Source organism: Enterobacter quasihormaechei, assembly GCF_004331385.1.
Lineage (GTDB): Bacteria > Pseudomonadota > Gammaproteobacteria > Enterobacterales > Enterobacteriaceae > Enterobacter > Enterobacter quasihormaechei.
The window spans coordinates 122,710-139,470 of the sequence record NZ_SJON01000009.1; the positions used below are offsets into that span (position 1 = coordinate 122,710).

The following is a 16,761-nucleotide window of genomic DNA, read 5'->3' on the forward strand; positions in this document are numbered from 1 at the left end:
TCGCATCCCGAAAATATTGGTGAAAGTGCTAAATTGCTAAACCGGTTTAGGTTGCTGATACTAAACTGCCAAATTTTGGATCGGCAACTGTTTTTGCTAAACCGTTTTAGTAAGTGTGATCGAGGCGACAATTCAGGCCGCCGACCGGCGGCCCATGAGAGGAGAATTACAGTTCGTGATGGTAAGGCAGCGCGGTCATTGCCCCTTTTGCGGTTGTCGCCAGCGCCCCGCAGCGCTGGGCGAGCGTGATAACGTCTGAGAGGCTGGCTTCGCTATCACGTGCCAGGCCGAACAGCAGCCCGGCGACGAAAGCATCTCCCGCCCCGGTGGTATCAATGCATTCCACGGGTGATGCAGGATAGTGCGTCAATGTGCCTTCCTGCCAGGCGGTCACCCCCGCTTTTCCCTGCGTCACCAGTACCCGTCTGGCCGGACAGGTACGCGTCAGTGCCGCCAGCCCCTCCTGCACCTGCGCATTTCCGGTTAAAAACGCCAGTTCTTCTACCGAGAGTTTCACCACGTCTGCACAGGCCAATGCCCGCTCAAGACAGTGGCGCAGCTCGGCTTCATCGTGCCAGAGATCGGCGCGAATATTGGGGTCAAAGCTGACGAAACCGCCCGCCTGTCTGACAGCGGCCATCGCCTGAAACGTCGCGGAACGGCTGGGTTCGGCGCTGAGCGCGATGGAACAAACGTGCAGCCACTCTCCGGTGCGAAATGGCGGGAGGTCGCCAGCATCGAGGAATAAATCCGCGCTCGGGCGAACCATAAAGGTAAAGGAACGCTCACCGTCGTTATCGAGATCCACTACCACCGTGGAGGTCCGCTGCTGCGGGTCCAGACGCAGCCATTCTGTATTAACCTGCTCATCCGCAAGCGTTTTTTGCATAAAACGCCCAAACGGATCGTCGCCCACCCGGCCGATAAACGCGCTCCTGCCGCCCAGACGCGCAATCCCCACCGCAACGTTGGCCGGCGCGCCGCCCGGACATTGCAGCAGTTTGCCTTCGCCATCGGGCAAAAGATCCACCACCGCATCGCCAAGTACCCAGATCGTCTCCATATCACCCTCTTAGCTAAATAATGTTAAACCGGTTTAGCTATTTAAGCACAGGCGTGGTATTGGGGAAATAAGGCGAGGGAAAATTTGCTTAACGCACCCGATGGGGCCAGTGGATATCACCCACGCCGTTGAGCTGTGGACGGGCGAACAAAAAGCCCTGAAAGCGGCGAATACCGGCAGACTCAAGCCAGCACCACTCCTCTATCTTCTCAATTCCTTCCGCGACCAGGGTAATCTCCAGATCGGTGCAGCAGCTGATTATCGACTTCACAATCGCCTGTTTGGGGCCGCTCAGGTGGATATCGCTGACGATCTCCCTGTCGATTTTAAGCTTGTCCGGCTGGAATCGCGTGAGCAGCGACAGGCCGGCATAGCCGGAACCAAAATCATCTATCGCCAGCCCAACCCCCTCCGCGCGCAGCTGTTTGATGGCGCTGTTGAACTGGTTGAAGCCGGAAATCATCTCGTTCTCAGTGACTTCAATGACCACCTGCTCTGGCTGGAGACCGTGCTGTTTGATCTGCGTCACCAGAAACTCAACCGCACCGGGCACGTTAACCAGCGACATCGGCAGCAGATTCACCGCCAGCTTGTGGCTACCAATGCCCAGCTTTTTCGCCAGCGCAAAGGTCCAGGCTTTGGTTTGCAGGTCGACTTCGTAAATCCGTTGGTGATCGAGGCTTCTGAAGAAATGCTCCGGGCTACCGCCATCGTTTCCGCGTATGAGCGCCTCAAGAGAGCTGATTTTGCCTTCGGACGGCTCGACAATTGGTTGCAGCGCAAACTGGCAGGGCTGGCCCGCAAGCAGTCCTAACCCTTCACCAAACGGCGTGCTTTCCCGCGACAGCGTCCATTTATCAGGCTCATAGTTCGAAGCCCGTGGCGCAGAGATTTTGCCGGTGATAAAGGTCTGGATGAATTTGAAGACCCGATCCTCAGAAGTGAGGTAGCTTTCCAGCTTGCTGTAATGCAGTACCGACGCCAGAATCGCCTTCGGGGTCTGAACCTCCAGGTCGAACCGCAGCATCCCCACGTTATCGAACCGTCTGCGCGGACCGTAGTCGCGCATCAGTTCCACTACGCCAGTATGTCGGTTATCTTCGCGGATGGTATTAAACAGCGCGACTACGCTCTGTTCCGTTCCTTCAAGAATTTGCAGGACGTCACGGCCACTGGAGAGAAGAATGCCGGAGATGCCCTGCTCCGTATTGCGGATCCTGGCCTGTTCAACCAGCTCGCTTAACGCTGCGGAGGTGCAGGTTAAGCTCAGCTGGCTTCGATAAATGAGAGTTGTCAGCACAAAAGAGGTCCGATAGGGATATAGGCCAGAGCGGTACTGTTTAACACAGTTCCCCGGCGGGACCTAATCTATTCCGCAGCGGAATTAATTTTCCCCGATACGGCTGTCGATCCGCGCCTGCATGTAATCGTAGAACGGATTCGACGTCACGCGCATTAGCGCATCTTTGCCGACGCTCAGCACCGATGTTTCTCCCCACAGGGCAATCGTCCCGAGGCTAATGCCATAGTGATTTTTTACCTCAGGATGTCGGCCATACAGATCGTCATTGGGCGGGAACGGAATGGCAACGTGCGACAGGGAATACACCTCTTGCGGATAAGAGACCGTCAGCGGCACCACCGTTTCCCGGGTGCTACCCGCTGGCGTTGCCTTTGCCACCATATCGAAGCTGTCGGGGCTGGCATTGGTTACAATCGTGACACTGTAACGTCTTTTTACCACGGGCAGCAGATCGGCCACCGCCGTCCAGGATGAAGGCCTGAACAGCGGACGGAAGCTCCCGGCCTGGTTGATATCAAATACCACCAGTTCGCTACCGTTAGCCGGAAGCCGATCAAACAGTCCGGTAACCACGGCGCGGGTACTGACCGTTGAATCCATAACCGACTGAAACGCCAGAACCGGCGGGAGCTGCGCCAGTTTGTGGGCCTGAACATCGCGATTTAACTGCTCATGCAGCGCCTGGGTAAGCAGCCAGGACTGACGTGCCGCATTCACCGGAAACGAGTTGTATTTGTAAGGGTTGTATTCCGGCGCAATGTTGAGCCATGCGGCTTTGGCAAACGCCGGTAACATGGCCGGTAGCCCGGCGAAACCGGCAAAGCGAGCAAACGCCGTGACGCCAATCATCGGTGACAGCAAAACAATCTGCTGGGGTTTACGCAGTGCCGGCGCATCAAGGGCGTCGAGGGCATATTTCATCGCCAGCGCCCCGCCGTTGGAGTAGCCCACCAGATGCAGGGGAAGATCGCTACCCGTCAGACGCGTCGCTTCACGAACCGCCAGGCGCGTCGCCGCGAGCCACGCTTCCCACTCGACGTTTGTCAGCGCGCCCGGCGCCGTGCCGTGTCCGGGCAAACGAGGAACAACGGCCACAAAGCCGTGCTTTTGATAATTAAGAGCCAGATGCCTGACGCTGTAGGGTGAATCCGTCAGACCGTGAAGCAGCACCACCGCCCCGCGCGGCTTTCCGGCAGGCATCAGCACAAACGACCGGTTCGCATCCGGAGAAAACTGTCCTGGCCACACCAGGCTCTGGCGATAATAGCGGTTTAAGGGCGTGCGCTCCGCTGCGGTGGCTTTCGCCGTCACCTCAGCGTCGAGATCGGTGAAGATGGCGTTTTCACGGGCGACATAGGCCGCGAAGCTCGCGTTATCCATCTCCTGCACGGACATCTCGTCAGCGCGCCAGGTGTGCCAGTGATGCAGGGCCGGTCCCTGCTGGGACAGATAAACCCGCACCGCAAGCAGGACGAGCACAACGATCCCGATAACCATCGCCAGTTTTTTTGCGAGAGCCATCAGGCGCACGCTGACCCGCCAGGGCAAATTCGCCATGTGAGGCTCCCTCTCTTGTCCACAGATCCTTCATATTACCAAAAAATGTGAAGAGACTGACGTATTCACCAAATAGATATCTCTCGGCTCGGACACTGCACCAAAAGTGAACTACGCTGCACAAATGTTGATCATCTGTTAAACAAATATTGCATTAACTTTGCTGCACAGCGCGTTTTCGCCGCAATGTGAACATGGCACGCGTCCTGCATTGTTAATGCAATAACAGAAACCCGGCCAATGACAGCCAGTTAACAGCGAGGCGGTATGACGACCAAACCTGAGGTGTTAAGCCGTATCGAAGCGACTTTCAGCCAGCTCACCCCGAGCGAAAAGCGGGTGGCAAGCTGGATGCTGGCGCACGTCGGGCAGATCCCGTTCGAAACGGCAGAAAGCGTGGCGCTGGCCACGGCCACCAGCGGGATCACCGTCGGGCGTTTTCTGCGCAAGCTGGGCTATCGCAATTTGGACGATGCCAAAAAAAGCCTGCGCGATCCCCATCAGCCCTGGGGCATTAACGAGCGTCTTGATTCCTGGAAGCAGCAACAGCCGCTGTCGGATCGCGTTCAGCACTCCCTGTCGCTGGAGGTGGAGGCCATTGCCCATGTCTACCAGCTGGCGCAAAGCGAAACGTTCAGGCAGGTGGTCCATCAACTTGCCAATGCCGATGCCGTCTTCGTGCTGGGGATCCAGTCCACGCGCGGGATCGCCAATGCGTTCTTTAGCCATCTGGAGTACCTGCGCCCGCGCGTGAGCTATTCCGAAGGGCTCTCCGGCAGCTGGGTGGAGTCGCTTAACTCCGGCTTTACGCACCCGTATATCGTGCTGACGGATACCCGCGCCTACTCCGCCATTGCCCGCCAGTACTGCCGCGTGGCGAGCGAAAAAGGGCTGCCGATGGCGCTGATCACCGATATCTGGTGCCCGTGGGCGCGGGATTACCCAATTGATTTACTCCAGGTGAAGACCGATACCGGCCATTTCTGGGATTCGCTGGCGCCGGTGAGCTGCCTGTTCAACCTGCTGCTGTCGGGCGTGGTGGAGGCGCTGGGGGATGCGCTGCCGGAGCGTCTGGCAGTCAACCGACAATTACAACAAGAGTTTGGTCAATTTGAACGCTAAAGGAGCGGAGCTATGCCTGAAGAGAGTCAACTGATTGATGTGGCGAAAACCTTTCCCACGCTGCATATCGATCTGAAATACGCCACTGCCGATAACATTACCGGACGCCCAATCTACCAGCACGCCGCGTGTCTGCTGCATACGGATGCTGCCACCGCACTGGCAAAAGCGATCGGCATCGCCGCGCTGGCCGGTCTGAAACTGGTGGTCTACGACGCCTACCGACCCCAGCAGGCGCAGGCGCAACTCTGGGATGCCTGCCCCGATCCGCAATACGTGGTGGACGTCGCGATTGGCTCCAACCACAGCCGGGGCACCGCCATTGACGTCACGCTGATGGATGAACACGACAACGTGCTGGATATGGGCGCCGCGTTTGACGAAATGCACGACCGCTCTCATGCCTGGCACCCTTCCGTTCCGCCCGCGGCACAGCGTAATCGTCTGCTCCTGAACGCCGTGATGTCCGGCGGCGGTTTTGTCGGCATCAGCAGCGAGTGGTGGCATTTCGAGCTGCCGAACGCCGCAAGCTACCCGCTGCTGGACGACCAGTTCGCCTGTTATTCGACCACACCCTCACTGTAATTCTGGAGCCCGGCCATGAAAACAACGCTGCTGACTACCCTGATTGCCGCTACGCTCGCCCTCAGCGCCCCGCTCGCGCTGGCGGCAGTGCCAAAAGATATGCTGGTAATAGGTAAAGCTGCCGATCCGCAAACGCTGGATCCGGCGGTGACTATCGATAACAACGACTGGACGGTGACCTACCCCTCGTACCAGCGTCTGGTGAAATACAAGCCTGGCACCACGGAGGTGGAAGGCGATCTGTCGACGGGCTGGAAGGCGTCAGACGATCAGAAAGAATGGACGTTTACCCTGGCGGACAATGCAAAATTCTCCGACGGCACGCCGGTGACCGCTGAAGCGGTCAAGCTGTCGTTTGAACGCCTGCTGAAAATTAACCAGGGGCCATCCGAAGCGTTCCCGAAAGATTTGAAAGTGGACGCGGTGGATGAACATACGGTGAAATTCACCCTCAGCCAACCGTTTGCCCCGTTCCTCTACACGCTGGCGAATGACGGTGCCTCAATCGTCAACCCGGCGGTGCTGAAGGCCAATGCCGCCGACGATGCGCGGGGTTTCCTGGCGCAAAACACTGCGGGTTCCGGGCCATTTATGCTGAAAAGCTGGCGCAAAGGTCAGCAGCTGATAATGGTGCCCAACCCTCACTGGTCGGGCGAAAAGCCGCACTTTAAGCGCGTCTCGGTGAAGATTATCGGTGAAAGCGCCTCGCGTCGCCTGCAACTTTCCCGTGGCGATCTGGATATCGCCGACGCCCTGCCGGTGGATCAGCTTGCCGCCCTGAAGCAGGAAGGCAAAGTGGCCGTGGCGGAATACCCGTCCCTTCGGGTGACCTATCTCTATCTGAACAACAGTAAAGCTCCGATGAATCAGGTGGATTTGCGCCGTGCTGTCTCCTGGGCGACCGATTATCAGGGAATGGTGAAAGGCATTATCAGCGGGAACGGCAAGCAGATGCGCGGCCCGATCCCGGAGGGCATGTGGGGCTTCGATGCAAACGCCATGCAGTACAGCTTTGACGAGGCCAAAGCCAAAGCGGCGCTGGAAAAAGTCAACGATAAACCCGCCAGCCTGACGTTCCTCTACTCCGATAACGACCCGAACTGGGAGCCTATCGCCCTCTCCACCCAGGCGAGCCTGAGCAAGCTCGGGATTAACGTCAAGCTGGAGAAACTGGCGAACGCCACCATGCGCGACCGCGTCGGCAAAGGTGATTATGACATCGCGATTGGTAACTGGAGCCCGGACTTCGCCGATCCGTACATGTTCATGAACTACTGGTTCGAATCGGACAAAAAAGGGCTGCCGGGCAACCGCTCATTCTATGAGAACAAAGAGGTCGATGCGCTGTTGCAGGCGGCACTGAAAACCACCGATCAGGCGGAACGCACCAAAGACTATCAGCAGGCGCAGAAAGTGGTGATTGACGAGGCGGCTTACGTTTATCTGTTCCAGAAGAACTACCAGCTGGCGATGAACAAAGAGGTCAAAGGCTTCACCTTTAATCCGATGCTGGAGCAGGTCTTTAACATCGCCACCATGAGTAAGTAACGGTCCATGCCGGGGGAAAGTGTATGACGTTCTGGAGCATCGTGCGCCAGCGCTGCTGGGGGTTAATCCTCGTCGTAGCCGGTGTCTGTATTATTACCTTTATTATTTCACACCTGATCCCCGGCGATCCGGCCCGCCTGCTGGCCGGTGACCGCGCGAGCGATGACATTGTGCAGGGCATCCGCCAGCAGCTGGGCCTGGACCAGCCGCTTTATATTCAGTTTGGCCGCTATGTTGAGGCGCTGGCTCACGGTGATTTGGGCACGTCCATTCGCACCGGTCGTCCCGTTGCGGAAGATTTGAAAGCCTTTTTCCCCGCCACGCTGGAACTGGCCTTCTGCTCCCTGCTGCTGGCGCTGGTGATTGGCGTACCGCTGGGAATTTTATCGGCGGTGTACCGTAACCGCTGGCTGGATCACCTGGTGCGGCTGATGGCGATGACGGGCATCTCGACCCCTGCCTTCTGGCTGGGTCTGGGGGTCATCGTGCTGTTCTACGGGCAGCTGCAAATTCTGCCCGGAGGCGGCAGGCTGGACGACTGGCTCGATCCCCCTGCCCACGTGACCGGCTTTTACCTGCTGGACGCCCTGCTGGAAGGCAACGGTGAAGTGTTCTTCAACGCGCTTCAGCACCTGATTTTGCCGTCCCTGACCCTGGCCTTTGTGCATCTGGGAATTGTGGCGCGTCAGGTGCGCTCCGCCATGCTGGAGCAGCTGAGCGAGGATTATATTCGTACCGCTCGGGCGAGCGGGCTGCCGGGCTGGTACATTGTGCTGCGCTATGCCTTACCCAACGCCATGATCCCCTCCATTACCGTGCTCGGGCTGGCGCTGGGCGATCTGCTGTACGGGGCCGTCCTCACCGAAACCGTGTTTGCCTGGCCGGGAATGGGCGCCTGGGTCGTGACCTCCATTCAGGCGCTGGACTTCCCTGCCGTCATGGGCTTCGCGGTCGTGGTGTCGCTGGCCTACGTCTTCGTCAATCTGGTGGTGGATCTACTGTATCTGTGGATCGACCCGCGAATCGGGCGCGGAGGTGCCGAATGATGTTAACTCAGGAAACGCCTGTCCCTGTTAGCACCGCTAAACAGCGCATCCACTGGGCGAAGCTGTTCTGGATGCTACGCAAAAGCCCGCTCACGCTGATCGGCGGGGTCATTATGATCCTGATGCTGCTGATGATGGTGGTTTCGCCGTGGATAGTGCCGCACGATCCGAACGCGCTGGATCTCACCGCGCGTTTGCAGGCGCCGTCACTCCAGCACTGGTTCGGCACCGATGAGGTGGGCCGGGATCTGTTCAGCCGGGTGCTGGTGGGCAGCCAGCAGTCCATCACGGCGGGGCTGGCGGTGGTGGTGATTGCGGGCGGCATTGGCTCGCTGCTCGGCTGCTTGTCCGGCGTACTCGGTGGGCGCGGCGACGCCATCATCATGCGCATCATGGACATTATGCTCTCAATCCCCTCGCTGGTGCTGACCATGGCGCTGGCCGCCGCGCTCGGCCCAAGCCTGTTTAACGCGATGCTGGCGATTGCGATTGTCCGCATTCCGTTTTACGTACGGCTGGCCCGTGGTCAGACGCTGGTCGTGCGCCAGTTTACCTATGTGCAGGCCGCCCGTACCTTTGGCGCATCGCGCTGGCACCTGATTCGCTGGCATATCCTGCGTAACGCCCTGCCGCCGCTGATCGTTCAGGCGTCGCTGGATATCGGTAGCGCTATTCTGATGGCCGCCACGCTGGGCTTTATTGGGTTAGGCGCGCAGCAGCCCACCGCCGAATGGGGCGCGATGGTGGCCGTGGGACGTAACTACGTGCTTGACCAGTGGTGGTACTGCGCGTTTCCCGGGGCGGCCATTTTGATTACGGCAGTCGGGTTTAATCTGTTTGGCGATGGTCTTCGCGACCTGCTGGATCCCAAATCAGGAGGGAAGCAGTCATGAGTGATTCCGTATTATCGATTGAAGATTTACACCTGAGCTTCCCCATTTTTCGCGGCGATGTACATGCGCTCAACCACGTCTCGCTGGAGATTGGACGGGGTGAAATTGTTGGCGTAGTGGGCGAATCCGGCTCGGGAAAATCGGTCACCGCGATGCTGGCGATGCGCCTGCTGCCGGAAGGCAGTTACCATGTTCACCATGGGCGGGTCACGCTGCTCGGGGAAGATGTGCTGAACGCGTCAGAAAAACAGCTTCGCCAGTGGCGCGGCGCAAAGGTGGCGATGATTTTTCAGGAGCCGATGACGGCGCTCAATCCCACGCGGCGGATCGGCAAGCAGATGGTGGAGGTGATCCGCCAGCATCAGCCGCTTTCACGGCGTGAAGCGCAGCAGAAGGCGATCTCCCTGCTTGGCGAGATGCAAATTCCGGACGCGGCGCAGGTGATGGATCGCTATCCGTTTGAGCTTTCCGGCGGCATGCGCCAGCGAGTGATGATCGCCCTTGCCTTCTCCTGCGAGCCGGAGCTGATCATTGCCGATGAACCCACCACCGCGCTGGATGTGACCGTCCAGCTCCAGGTGCTGCGGCTGTTGAAACATAAAGCGCGCGCCAGCGGAACGTCGGTGCTGTTTATCAGTCACGATATGGCGGTAGTGTCGCAGCTTTGTGACCGGGTGTACGTCATGTACGCGGGCAGCGTAATCGAAAGCGGCAGCACGCAGACCTTGATTTACCATCCTGTGCATCCCTATTCGATTGGCCTGCTGCGGTGCGCGCCGGAAAATGGCGAACCGCGTGAGATCCTCCCGGCCATTCCCGGCACGGTGCCTAATCTCAGCCACCTGCCGCGCGGATGTGCCTTTCGCGAGCGCTGTTTTGCGGCCGGTGCGAAATGCGGTGAAACGCCGCGCTTACACTCCACGGGCGCAGAAGGCCAGCAGGCAGCCTGCTGGTATCCACAACAGGAGACACGCCATGTCTGAGGTATTGCTGGAACTGGACGACGTGCACGTGAATTTTCCCGCGCGAAAAAACTGGCTAGGGCGCGTGACGGAACAGGTGCACGCTCTGAACGGCATGGATCTCCAGATCCATCGCGGCGAAACGCTGGGCATTGTGGGGGAATCCGGCTGTGGAAAGAGTACGCTGGCGCAGCTGCTGATGGGTATGCTCAAACCGAGCACCGGCGCCTGTCAGCGCGCGAACGCGGCGGGCGGTATGCAGATGGTATTTCAGGATCCGCTCTCATCCCTCGATCCGCGTTTACCCGTCTGGCGCATCATCACCGAGCCGGTGTGGATACAGCAACGCCGCAGCGAGCGGGAGCGACGTCAGCTGGCCGAATCCCTGGCGAAGCAGGTAGGCATTCGTGCTGAATACCTTGACCGTCTGCCGCATGCGTTTTCGGGCGGACAGCGTCAGCGAATCGCCATTGCCCGGGCGCTCTCCTCCGATCCGGACATCATCGTGCTGGATGAACCTACCAGCGCGCTGGATATTTCCGTCCAGGCGCAGATCCTCAATTTGCTGGTTGCCCTGCAACAGCAGCGAAATCTCACCTACGTGCTGATCTCTCACAACGTCTCGGTGGTCCGGCACATGAGCGATCGCGTGGCGGTGATGTATCTGGGGCAGATTGTTGAGCTGGGCACGGCGGACCAGGTGCTGGGCCAGCCGCGTCATCCGTATACGCAGCTGCTGCTTGACTCCGTTCCCCGCACCGGCCAGCCGCTTGACGACGCGCTGGCGCTGCGAAAAACCGACCTGCCCGGAAACCGGCACCTGCCGATCGGATGCTATTTCCGAGACCGTTGCCCACTGGCAACGCAGGGATGTGAACAGCCGCAACAACTTCAATCCTCTTCCGGAAACCGAAGCGTGCGCTGCTGGCGTAACCGTTAAAAAATAAGCCGGGCATCTGCCCGGCCTGTAATCAGTTCAGCTTATAGTCCAGCGTAATTTCCGCTTTCAGCAGCTGCGAGACCGGACAGCCCGCCTTCGCTTTCTGGATAATGCCGTCGAACTGCTGAGGATCGATACCCGGTACCGTCACCTTGCTTTGCAGCGCGACCTTGCTGATGGCAAAACCCCCGTCGGTTTTATCCAGCGAGACGTCCGCCGTGGTATCGATGGAGTCAGCGGTGTAGCCCGCTTCACCCAGCATCAGCGACAGGGCCATGGAGAAACACGCTGCGTGCGCTGCGCCAATCAGCTCTTCCGGGTTGGTTCCCTTCTCGCCCTCAAAGCGGGTGTTAAAGCCGTAAGGTTGCTGGTTAAGGACGCCGCTTTCGGTTGATACCGTCCCTTTGCCGCGCTTAATGTCGCCTGACCAGTGTGCTGAACCGTGCTTATGAATCGTCATTCTTGCTCTCCTTTTGGCTTACAAAGGGTTAAGTATAGGACGCCTCACCCGTTTTGCAGGGAACACAGACTAGTCCGAAGGCGCAGCGAGGTGGTTTGCCAGCGCGTCGAGAAACACGCGCTGCGCCGCAGGCTGATAGTCACGCGACTGATAAATGCCAAATATGCCGATCGGTTTTGGCGTGAAGGCGTTAAGTACCGGCACCAGGCTGCCCTCTCTGAGCGCCGCGCTGGCCTCGCGTTCGGGCAGCATGGCAATACCGCAGTGGTTTATCGCTGCCTCCATCAGCAGAGACGAGATACTGGCGCTCAGATTGCCGCTCACCGCCGTTGCGATCGCTTCGCCTTCGGGCGTCAAAAAACGCCATGATTGCCCCGCGAAGAAGCTGTAATGCAGGCAGTTGTGCCGGGCTAAATCTTCAAGCTGTTCAGGAACGCCCCGGCTGGCAAGATACTGCGGCGAGGCGCAAAGCACGGACCGGCACTCTCCCAGCCTGCGGGCGATCATGCCGGGCTCGGGGCTATCGGTGATGCGTATCGCCACGTCAATTCGCTCTCCCACCAGGCTCACCGGATGGTTATTGACATCCAGTTCGATGCGCAGCTGAGGGTAACGCTGCAACAGATCCGGCAAAACCGGAGCGATCAGCTGGGTTGCGGTAAAATGCGCGCAGGCGACGCGCAGGGTGCCTGAGGGCAAATCCTTCACGGACTGATCTTCAATTTCCTGAGATATTTGCGACAGCGTACGGGTCTTTTGCAGCACTTTCTCTCCCGCCGCCGTTAGCGTCAGCTTGCGGGTGGAACGGTTCACCAGCCGCGCACCGGCCCACTTCTCCATCTGCTCCAGATAGCGGCTCACCATCGGGCGAGAGATCCCCAGCGCCCGCGCCGCCGCGCTTAAACTACCCAGCTCACAGATACGGTTGTACACCTGGGCGGCAATTACGCGATCCATTCTGACCTCCATTTGCTCGATTTATGAAACTAAGCATCTCCTGTTTCAGGAATTCTGGCAAATGCAGAGATCCGTACAATAGAGACTTTCCTGATAAAAAGAGAGTTGACCATGACCATCGCCCGCCTTGCTTTGCTGACCACCCTTGTTACTCCGGCCGCGTTTGCCGCGCCGTTAACCATTGATACGTACAACCCGCAAGAAAAAGGGATTTTTGCCGTCTCATCCACCCTGGTATCTGGGCCGAAAGAGGCAGTGCTGTTTGACGCGCAGTTCAGCGTGAAAGATAGCGAAGCGCTGGTGGAAAAAATTCGCCACAGCGGTAAAACGCTGAACAAAATTGTGATCACCTCCGGCGATCCGGATTTCTATTTCGGTCTGCAACCGCTGGTGAAAGCCTTCCCGAACGCCAAGGTTGTCGCCACGCAGCAGGTGGTGGATCATATCAACGCCACTAAAGACGCCAAGCTCGCCTTCTGGGGGCCGCAGATGAAAGACGGCGCGCCCACGCAGCTTTACGTACCGCAGGTGCTTGCCTCAACCACCTTTATGATTGACGGTGAGAGAGTGAGCATTGAAGAGCCTGAAAGCTATGCGGCGTACGTCTGGATCCCCTCCGCGAAAACCATCCTCGGCGGCACGGGCGTCGCCTGGGGCATTCACGTCTGGACGGCGGATACCCAAACGCCAGATAGCCGCAAACAGTGGCAGCAGACCCTGGATAATATGGCCGCCCGTAAGCCCGATCGCGTGATTCCAGGCCACTATCTGGGAACACCGCCCGCGGGAACCGGCGCGATTGACTTTACCCGCAACTATCTACAGCGTTTTGAACTGGCCCTCACGACGCATAAAGAATCAACCGGCGTCATCAACGCGATGAAAAAACAGTGGCCGAACCTTGCGGAAGAAAGTTCTCTGGAACTGAGCGCCAAAGTGAATACCGGCGAAATGAAGTGGTAATAGTCTGATTATCTCCTGCTATATTTAAATTTTTTATAGCAGGAGTTTTATATGCAATCGCCAGTAAGGGGCATCGACCATATCGGTATTACCGTGCCCGACATTGAAAAAGCCACCCTATTTTTTGAGCACGCTTTCGGTGCGAAGGTTTTATATCATTCTGTCGATGCTGAAACCGATAATATTGACCAGTCCGCTCAGCAACACACCTTAAAATTATTTCCCGGCACTAAAATTCACGCCATCCGCATGCTCGCCATGCCTCACGGACCCGGCATTGAACTCTTCGAAATGCACGGACCTGAGCAGGGTATGCCCGCCCGCGCCAGCGATTTTGGGCTTCAGCATTTTGCTATTTATGTTGATGATTTTGATAGTGCCATCGCGGCTTTCACCGCCGCCGGCGGCGAGATGTTTACCGCGCCGAAGCCGCTTAGCTTTACGGATGAGCAAGGTGAAGGCAATGCTTTTTGCTATGGTCAAACCCCCTGGGGCAGCGTTGTGGAATTGATCTCCTGGCCGACCCCCATGCCTTATGAAAAAACGACGAATTTACGCCGCTGGAAGCCCTAAAATTTATTTCTGTGCTACGGCATGTGATATTTTTATTTCCAGGACGAATCTGAGCCACAACGACGAAAATATTTGTCACTCTGAATGTGAATTACGATTTTGCACGCCGTAACATTAAACAGACAACGACACGGAGGCAGCATGTTTACTTATTACCCGGCACATACCACAGCAGCACAACCGGAACTTGTTAACGCGATCGCACAAGGTCTTCACGCCGAGCACGGTGTTGTTACTGAAGATGACATTTTGATGGAACTGACCAAGTGGGTGGAAGCCACGGACAATGACATCCTCAGTGACATCTACCAGCAAACCATCAACTATGTGGTTAGCGGGCGCAACGCACCTTTATAAAAACCTGCTAAGCTGGATCTGCAACCTAAGGGGTTACATTTCGTTTGCGTAAGCAAGCTTGTCCTTAAAACTATCAACAGGATTGAGGAGTTAATATGAAATCGAACCGTCAGGCACGCCACATTTTGGGACTGAACTACAAGCTCTCTAACAAGCGTAAAGTGGTTATTGAGGAGGGTAGCGAAACGCAGGTTACCCACGCTACCGGCAGAAAACGCCCTTCCGGCAAGTAAGTTCCGGCACGATATTCACAACACCATCGGTAATCCCGATGGTGTTTTTGTTTATGTGTTGCGGTAATTAATATTCAGCTCCTTTATAATACCAACCGACCGCACCCCGTAGCACAGGCCAGAAAGATGACAAACAGCAGTGTCAGGGACGGATCTTCTTAAAAAGAGTGAGTGACATGGACAACAAACTGAAAAAACATCGTTCCCTTTATATTCCTTACGCCGGTCCGGTTTTACTGGAGTTCCCTCTTCTGAACAAAGGCAGCGCCTTTAGCATGGAAGAGCGCAGCAGCTTTAACCTGCTGGGTCTGCTGCCTGAAGTGGTTGAAACCATTGAAGAACAGGCAGAACGTGCCTGGATCCAGTATCAGGGCTTTAAAACCGAAATCGATAAACACATCTACCTGCGTAATATCCAGGATACCAACGAAACCCTTTTCTACCGCCTCGTGCAGAACCATCTCGAAGAGATGATGCCGGTGATTTACACCCCAACGGTCGGCGCGGCGTGCGAACGCTTCTCCGAGATCTACCGCCGTTCCCGCGGCGTGTTCATCTCCTATCAGAACCGTTACAACATGGACGACATTCTGCAAAACGTGCCGAACCACAACATCAAAGTGATCGTGGTGACCGATGGAGAACGTATTCTTGGCCTTGGCGACCAGGGCATTGGCGGGATGGGTATTCCTATCGGTAAGCTTTCTCTCTATACCGCCTGCGGCGGCATCAGCCCGGCCTATACCCTGCCGGTGGTGCTGGACGTGGGGACCAACAACCAGCAGCTGCTGAACGATCCGCTTTACATGGGCTGGCGTCACCCGCGCATTACCGACGACGAGTACTATCAGTTTGTTGATGATTTCATTCAGGCCGTGAAGCACCGCTGGCCGGACGTTCTGTTGCAGTTCGAAGACTTCGCGCAGAAAAACGCCATGCCGCTGCTTAACCGTTATCGCGATGAAATCTGCTCGTTCAACGACGACATTCAGGGCACCGCGGCAGTGACCGTCGGTACGCTGATTGCCGCGAGCCGTGCGGCGGGCAGCCAGCTCAGCTATCAGAAAATTGTCTTCCTGGGCGCGGGCTCTGCGGGCTGCGGCATCGCCGAGCAAATTATTGCCCAGACCCAGCGTGAAGGCCTGAGCGAAGAGCTGGCCCGTTCCCGCGTCTTTATGGTGGACCGCTTTGGCCTGCTGACCGACGGCATGCCGAACCTGCTCCCGTTCCAGACCAAGCTTGTGCAGAAGCGCGAGAACCTGAAAAACTGGGATACCGACAACGAAGTGCTTTCCCTTCTTGACGTGGTGCGCAACGTCAAGCCGGACATTTTGATTGGCGTGTCCGGGCAGACTGGCCTCTTTACGGAAGAGATCATTCGCGAAATGCACAAGCACTGCGAACGTCCTATCGTGATGCCGCTGTCAAACCCGACCTCACGCGTGGAAGCAACGCCGCAGGACATCATCGCCTGGACCGAAGGCAACGCCTTGGTCGCGACCGGCAGTCCGTTCGATCCGGTGGTGTGGAAGGACAAACTTTACCCCATCGCGCAGTGCAACAACTCCTACATCTTCCCGGGTATTGGCCTGGGGGTCATCGCCTCCGGCGCATCACGCATCACCGACGAAATGCTGATGTCCGCGAGCGAAACGCTGGCGGGTCACTCTCCGCTGGTGAACAACGGTGAAGGACTGGTACTGCCGGAGCTGAAGGACATACATAAGGTGTCCCGTGCCATTGCCTTTGCGGTGGGCAAAATGGCGCAGCAGCAAGGCGTAGCGGTGAAAACCTCTGCCGATGCGTTGCAGCAGGCAATTGACGATAATTTCTGGATGCCGGAATACCGTAGCTATCGTCGTACTTCGATTTAAATATTGTCCCTTACCCCAGCCCTCTCCCTAAAGGGGAGAGGGTCAGGGTGAAGGGAATATACGGCACTTCCCGCTAGCCAAACCCACATTCCCCCGCTACACTCCCTTCATCCATCAACCCACTGAATATATAAGGAGGCCAATTATGCTGTACTGTGAAATTTTCAATGTTTCACATACATTAGGTGATCGCACCGGCTCAAGCGTTATCGGTATCGTGCTGCGATAACTTCCGCTTGAGCGAAGACACCAACCCCTGAAATCCCTTCTCTCGGGCTTACTGAGTTATCGTCAGCGATGTTTGACGAGGCATAAACATGCCTGT

The 16,761-nt window shown here is 57.2% G+C and carries 17 protein-coding genes; 12 read left to right on the forward strand and 5 right to left on the reverse strand.

Annotated elements, in window-relative coordinates; translation table 11 throughout:
* Positions 1-166 precede the first annotated feature (166 nt).
* The 3 genes from E0L16_RS13525 to E0L16_RS13535 all read right to left on the reverse strand — a co-directional run bounded on the left by E0L16_RS13525 (position 167) and on the right by E0L16_RS13535 (position 3,923).
* The gene (locus E0L16_RS13525) at positions 167-1,063 is read right to left on the reverse strand and encodes an aminoimidazole riboside kinase (protein WP_131637134.1); all 897 of its coding nucleotides are present in this window, start codon (positions 1,061-1,063) and stop codon (positions 167-169) included.
* An 88-nt stretch (positions 1,064-1,151) separates the two neighbouring features.
* Complete coding sequence (locus E0L16_RS13530) at positions 1,152-2,363, reverse strand: diguanylate phosphodiesterase (RefSeq protein WP_131637135.1); 1,212 nt, start codon at positions 2,361-2,363, stop codon at positions 1,152-1,154.
* Between the two features lie 84 nt (positions 2,364-2,447).
* A complete protein-coding gene (locus E0L16_RS13535) occupies positions 2,448-3,923 on the reverse strand; it encodes an alpha/beta hydrolase (protein WP_131637136.1) in 1,476 nt (491 codons plus the stop codon).
* A 267-nt stretch (positions 3,924-4,190) separates the two neighbouring features.
* Here E0L16_RS13535 and E0L16_RS13540 point away from each other — a divergent pair, with 267 nt between their 5' ends.
* The 7 genes from E0L16_RS13540 to E0L16_RS13570 are packed head-to-tail and all read left to right on the forward strand — an operon-like array spanning position 4,191 to position 11,019.
* Positions 4,191-5,045, forward strand: coding sequence for a MurR/RpiR family transcriptional regulator (locus E0L16_RS13540; RefSeq protein ID WP_131637137.1), 855 nt, complete (start codon positions 4,191-4,193; stop codon positions 5,043-5,045).
* A gap of 12 nt (positions 5,046-5,057) precedes the next feature.
* Positions 5,058-5,630 (forward strand): D-alanyl-D-alanine dipeptidase, encoded by a 573-nt coding sequence (gene ddpX / locus E0L16_RS13545; RefSeq protein WP_131637138.1) that lies wholly within the window; start codon positions 5,058-5,060, stop codon positions 5,628-5,630.
* 15 nt (positions 5,631-5,645) lie between these two features.
* Positions 5,646-7,178, forward strand: a complete 1,533-nt coding sequence (locus tag E0L16_RS13550) for an ABC transporter substrate-binding protein (RefSeq protein ID WP_131637139.1) — start codon at positions 5,646-5,648, stop codon at positions 7,176-7,178.
* A 23-nt stretch (positions 7,179-7,201) separates the two neighbouring features.
* Positions 7,202-8,224, forward strand: coding sequence for an ABC transporter permease (locus tag E0L16_RS13555; RefSeq protein ID WP_006810693.1), 1,023 nt, complete (start codon positions 7,202-7,204; stop codon positions 8,222-8,224).
* The gene (ddpC, locus tag E0L16_RS13560) at positions 8,221-9,117 is read left to right on the forward strand and encodes a D,D-dipeptide ABC transporter permease (RefSeq protein WP_131637140.1); all 897 of its coding nucleotides are present in this window, start codon (positions 8,221-8,223) and stop codon (positions 9,115-9,117) included. Before E0L16_RS13555 ends, ddpC begins: the two co-directional genes overlap by 4 nt.
* The gene (locus E0L16_RS13565; protein ID WP_131637141.1) at positions 9,114-10,100 is read left to right on the forward strand and encodes an ABC transporter ATP-binding protein; all 987 of its coding nucleotides are present in this window, start codon (positions 9,114-9,116) and stop codon (positions 10,098-10,100) included. The genes ddpC and E0L16_RS13565 overlap by 4 nt, the downstream gene beginning before the upstream one ends.
* On the forward strand, positions 10,093-11,019 hold the full coding sequence (locus E0L16_RS13570; protein WP_131637142.1) for an oligopeptide/dipeptide ABC transporter ATP-binding protein: 927 nt from the start codon (positions 10,093-10,095) through the stop codon (positions 11,017-11,019). The genes E0L16_RS13565 and E0L16_RS13570 overlap by 8 nt, the downstream gene beginning before the upstream one ends.
* Before the next feature lie 31 nt (positions 11,020-11,050).
* On the opposite strand, the gene E0L16_RS13575 is transcribed toward E0L16_RS13570, so the two are convergent.
* Both E0L16_RS13575 and E0L16_RS13580 read right to left on the reverse strand, forming a co-directional pair.
* Positions 11,051-11,479 (reverse strand): OsmC family protein, encoded by a 429-nt coding sequence (locus tag E0L16_RS13575; protein ID WP_063866672.1) that lies wholly within the window; start codon positions 11,477-11,479, stop codon positions 11,051-11,053.
* A 69-nt stretch (positions 11,480-11,548) separates the two neighbouring features.
* Positions 11,549-12,436 (reverse strand): LysR family transcriptional regulator, encoded by an 888-nt coding sequence (locus E0L16_RS13580; RefSeq protein WP_233157664.1) that lies wholly within the window; start codon positions 12,434-12,436, stop codon positions 11,549-11,551.
* Positions 12,437-12,547: 111 nt separating this feature from the next.
* Between E0L16_RS13580 and E0L16_RS13585 the strand changes: the two genes are divergently transcribed.
* The 5 genes from E0L16_RS13585 to E0L16_RS13605 all read left to right on the forward strand — a co-directional run bounded on the left by E0L16_RS13585 (position 12,548) and on the right by E0L16_RS13605 (position 16,436).
* Positions 12,548-13,399 (forward strand): Vmh family MBL fold metallo-hydrolase, encoded by an 852-nt coding sequence (locus E0L16_RS13585; protein WP_112792353.1) that lies wholly within the window; start codon positions 12,548-12,550, stop codon positions 13,397-13,399.
* A gap of 51 nt (positions 13,400-13,450) precedes the next feature.
* Entirely contained in the window at positions 13,451-13,972 is a 522-nt protein-coding gene (locus E0L16_RS13590) for a VOC family protein (RefSeq protein ID WP_131637143.1), read from the forward strand.
* A 141-nt stretch (positions 13,973-14,113) separates the two neighbouring features.
* Positions 14,114-14,329, forward strand: coding sequence for a biofilm-dependent modulation protein (gene bdm, locus E0L16_RS13595; protein WP_022648192.1), 216 nt, complete (start codon positions 14,114-14,116; stop codon positions 14,327-14,329).
* Positions 14,330-14,424: 95 nt separating this feature from the next.
* Positions 14,425-14,562 carry a stationary-phase-induced ribosome-associated protein gene (gene sra / locus E0L16_RS13600; protein ID WP_003857059.1) on the forward strand — a complete coding sequence of 46 codons (138 nt, stop codon included), beginning with the start codon at positions 14,425-14,427 and terminating at the stop codon, positions 14,560-14,562.
* Between the two features lie 176 nt (positions 14,563-14,738).
* Positions 14,739-16,436 (forward strand): NAD-dependent malic enzyme, encoded by a 1,698-nt coding sequence (locus tag E0L16_RS13605; RefSeq protein WP_131637144.1) that lies wholly within the window; start codon positions 14,739-14,741, stop codon positions 16,434-16,436.
* Positions 16,437-16,761: the final 325 nt, after the last annotated feature.